Source organism: Paracoccus sp. S-4012, from assembly GCF_009674885.1.
Lineage (GTDB): Bacteria > Pseudomonadota > Alphaproteobacteria > Rhodobacterales > Rhodobacteraceae > Paracoccus.
In genome coordinates, this window is record NZ_WKKA01000036.1 from 2,501 (window position 1) to 5,545 (window position 3,045).

1 tRNA gene and 2 rRNA genes (1 of these 3 running past the window's edge) are annotated in these 3,045 nt (G+C 56.5%); all 3 read left to right on the forward strand.

Features of this window, described 5'->3' with window-relative positions:
• A 23S ribosomal RNA gene (locus tag GI374_RS18590) occupies positions 1-2,673 on the forward strand; it begins 162 nt to the left of the window's first position.
• Between the two features lie 102 nt (positions 2,674-2,775).
• Positions 2,776-2,890: ribosomal RNA gene (gene rrf, locus GI374_RS18595) — 5S ribosomal RNA — on the forward strand.
• Positions 2,891-2,968: 78 nt separating this feature from the next.
• Positions 2,969-3,045: transfer RNA gene (locus GI374_RS18600), tRNA-Met, on the forward strand.

A 3,045-nucleotide genomic window follows, 5' to 3' on the forward strand; every position in this document is an offset into this window, starting at 1 on the left:
TATCGACAGTCTGCATGACCAGGTATCTTTTGCCTGAATACATAGGGCTTAAGAAGCAAACCCGGGGAACTGAAACATCTAAGTACCCGGAGGAAAGGAAATCAACAGATACTCCCTCAGTAGTGGCGAGCGAACGGGGACCAGCCGAGCCGTGAGAGTGACCAGAATGTGCTGGAAAGCACAGCCATAGCGGGTGACAGCCCCGTATGGGAAGCTTAATCGGACGTATTAAGTAGGGCGGGACACGTGAAATCCTGTCTGAAGATCGGGGGACCACCCTCGAAGGCTAAGTACTCCTTGCTGACCGATAGCGAACCAGTACCGTGAGGGAAAGGTGAAAAGCACCCCGACGAGGGGAGTGAAACAGTTTCTGAAACCGGACGCCTACAAGCAGTCGGAGGGATCTTGCATCCTGACGGCGTACCTTTTGTATAATGGGTCAACGACTTGGTCTGTCTAGCAAGCTTAAGCCGGTAGGTGGAGGCGCAGCGAAAGCGAGTCTTAAATGGGCGCTTGAGTTAGACGGATCAGACCCGAAACCAGATGATCTAGCCATGAGCAGGCTGAAGGTTGGGTAACACCAACTGGAGGGCCGCACCGACACCCGTTGAAAAGGGTCCGGATGACTTGTGGCTAGGGGTGAAAGGCCAATCAAATCTGGAGATAGCTGGTTCTCCGCGAAAGCTATTTAGGTAGCGCGTCGATTGTATCCTCCCGGGGGTAGAGCACTGCATGGATGATGGGGGCCCACAGCCTTACTGAGTCTAAGCAAACTCCGAATACCGGGAAGGACTGATCGGCAGACAGACGGCGGGTGCTAACGTCCGTCGTCAAGAGGGAAACAACCCTGACCAACAGCTAAGGCCCCCAATTCGTGGCTAAGTGGGAAAGCATGTGGGATTTCCAAAACAACCAGGAGGTTGGCTTAGAAGCAGCCATCCTTTAAAGATAGCGTAACAGCTCACTGGTCTAGACAAGAGATCCTGCGGCGAAGATGTAACGGGGCTCAAGCCACGAGCCGAAGCTTTGGGTGCGGCGCAAGCCGCGCGGTAGCGGAGCGTTCTGTGATATAGGACGCTGCCTCTTCTGACCCTTCGGGTTCAGCGGAGGCAATGTTCTGACTGTGAAGCCGGGCCGTGAGGCAACCGGTGGAGTGATCAGAAGCGAGAATGTTGACATGAGTAGCGACAAACAGGGTGAGAGACCCTGTCGCCGAAAGTCCAAGGGTTCCTGCTTAAAGCTAATCTGAGCAGGGTAAGCCGGCCCCTAAGGCGAGGCCGAAAGGCGTAGTCGATGGGAACCAGGTTAATATTCCTGGGCCAGGAGATGGTGACGGATCCTCAGGGTTGTTCGATCTTAACGGATTGATCGGGCAGCTGCGGGGTCCCTGGAAACAGCCCTCCATCGGACCGTACCCGAAACCGACACAGGTGGACTGGTAGAGCATACCAAGGCGCTTGAGAGAACCATGTTTAAGGAACTCGGCAAAATACCTCCGTAAGTTCGCGAGAAGGAGGCCCGGTTCGCAGGCAACTGTGGGCCGGGGGCACAACCCAGGGGGTGGCGACTGTTTACTTAAAACACAGGGCTGTGCGAAGCCGCAAGGCGACGTATACAGTCTGACGCCTGCCCGGTGCCGGAAGGTTAAAAGGAGGGGTGCAAGCCCTGAATTGAAGCCCCGGTAAACGGCGGCCGTAACTATAACGGTCCTAAGGTAGCGAAATTCCTTGTCGGGTAAGTTCCGACCTGCACGAATGGCGTAACGATCTCCCCGCTGTCTCAAACATGGACTCAGCGAAATTGAACTGTGTGTGAAGATGCACACTTCCCGCGGTCAGACGGAAAGACCCCATGCACCTTTACTATAGCTTCGCACTGGCATCAGGAATGTGATGTGCAGGATAGGTGGTAGGCTTTGAAACCGGGACGCCAGTTCCGGCGGAGCCATCCTTGAGATACCACCCTTCGCATTCTTGATGTCTAACCGCGGTCCGTCATCCGGATCCGGGACCCTGCGTGGTGGGTAGTTTGACTGGGGCGGTCGCCTCCCAAAGAGTAACGGAGGCGCGCGAAGGTTGGCTCAGAGCGGTCGGAAATCGCTCGTTGAGTGCAATGGCAGAAGCCAGCCTGACTGCAAGACTGACAAGTCGAGCAGAGTCGAAAGACGGCCATAGTGATCCGGTGGTCCCGAGTGGAAGGGCCATCGCTCAACGGATAAAAGGTACGCTGGGGATAACAGGCTGATGATGCCCAAGAGTCCATATCGACGGCATCGTTTGGCACCTCGATGTCGGCTCATCTCATCCTGGGGCTGGAGCAGGTCCCAAGGGTATGGCTGTTCGCCATTTAAAGAGGTACGTGAGCTGGGTTTAGAACGTCGTGAGACAGTTCGGTCCCTATCTGCCGTGGGTGCAGGATACTTGAGAGGAGTTGCCCCTAGTACGAGAGGACCGGGGTGAACGTTCCACTGGTGGACCTGTTGTGGCGCCAGCCGCAGTGCAGGGTAGCTATGAACGGACAGGATAAACGCTGAAGGCATCTAAGCGTGAAGCCCCCCTCAAAACAAGGTATCCCCATCAGAGCCGTGGAAGACCACCACGTCGATAGGCCGGAGATGTAAGCGCAGCAATGCGTTCAGTTGACCGGTACTAATGGCTCGATTGGCTTGATTCGATCCGGTGGCAGGCAGACCAGCCTCGCCCCGAGACGATCTCGAAAGCACCGACCTGGACAACACCCCGCACGAACCGTGCGGAACGCGCGTTTCTTTCCCGGTCTGGTGGCCACAGCACGAGCGAAACACCCGATCCCATCCCGAACTCGGAAGTTAAGCGCCGTCGCGCCGATGGTACTGCGTCACAAGACGTGGGAGAGTAGGTCACCGCCAGACCTGGAAAGAAACGATATCTCTCTCAAAACGATCACTCCCCTTCCGCGACCCGCCCCGGCGGCCCCGCGGAAGACTCGGCGCGGGGTAGAGCAGCCCGGTAGCTCGTCAGGCTCATAACCTGAAGGTCACAGGTTCAAATCCTGTCCCCGCAACCA